1 pseudogene is annotated in these 214 nt (G+C 55.1%); it reads left to right on the top strand.

Annotation, left to right across the window (positions count from 1 at the left end):
* Nucleotides 1–214: pseudogene (locus FDX22_RS27390) on the top strand (iron ABC transporter substrate-binding protein); the annotation flags it as partial.

Genomic DNA, 214 nt, shown 5'->3' with positions numbered 1-214 from the left:
CGATGATTGCCCATCACGGCGAAGCAAAAACGGAAGAATGGCTGCGTGGCGTGAAAGCGAATCTGGCACGTAAAGCGACTGGCGGCGACCGTGACGTTGCCCGCGATATCCTCGGGGGTATTTGCGATATTGGCCTGGCGAACTCCTATTACGTCGGCCATATGAAAAACGCCAAAGAAGGCAGCGATGCACGTCAGTGGGGCGATGCAATTAA

Source organism: Citrobacter sp. TBCS-14, assembly GCF_005280805.1.
GTDB lineage: Bacteria > Pseudomonadota > Gammaproteobacteria > Enterobacterales > Enterobacteriaceae > Citrobacter > Citrobacter gillenii.
The sequence above is the reverse complement of the archived record's forward strand: the minus strand, read 5'-3'. Positions and strand labels throughout refer to the sequence as shown.